Origin of the sequence: Streptomyces sp. URMC 124 (assembly GCF_051386455.1) — a bacterium.
Taxonomy (GTDB): domain Bacteria; phylum Actinomycetota; class Actinomycetes; order Streptomycetales; family Streptomycetaceae; genus Streptomyces.
Genome location: NZ_JBPQTS010000405.1, coordinates 1 through 303, shown reverse-complemented (window position 1 = coordinate 303; position 303 = coordinate 1). Strand labels below are relative to the sequence as shown.

The following is a 303-nucleotide window of genomic DNA, read 5'->3' as shown; positions in this document are numbered from 1 at the left end:
AAGGATACAGGGAAAATTGTTATCGATGAAGAAAAGTTACGCCAAGCCATAGAACAAGATCCTGATGCTGTAATAGGATTGTTCACGAACTTTTCTGAGGATGAATCTTCTAAAGGGATTGCACATCGGCTATATGATTCACTAAATACTACAATATCTGCAATTACCAAAAAAGCAGGAAGATCAGGCGGAGCGCTATTAGATGCTTCAACAGAATTAGGGAAACAATACTCCGACTTGCAGTCGGATATTTTAGAGTGGGATAACCGATTGACCAAAAAGGAAGATCAGTACTACAAAAAG

1 protein-coding gene is annotated in these 303 nt (G+C 38.6%); it reads left to right on the top strand.

Annotated features, from left to right (window positions below; genetic code table 11):
* A partial coding sequence (gene fliD / locus ACSNOG_RS33135; protein ID WP_436756377.1) for a flagellar filament capping protein FliD occupies window positions 1–303 on the top strand: 303 nt, incomplete at both ends.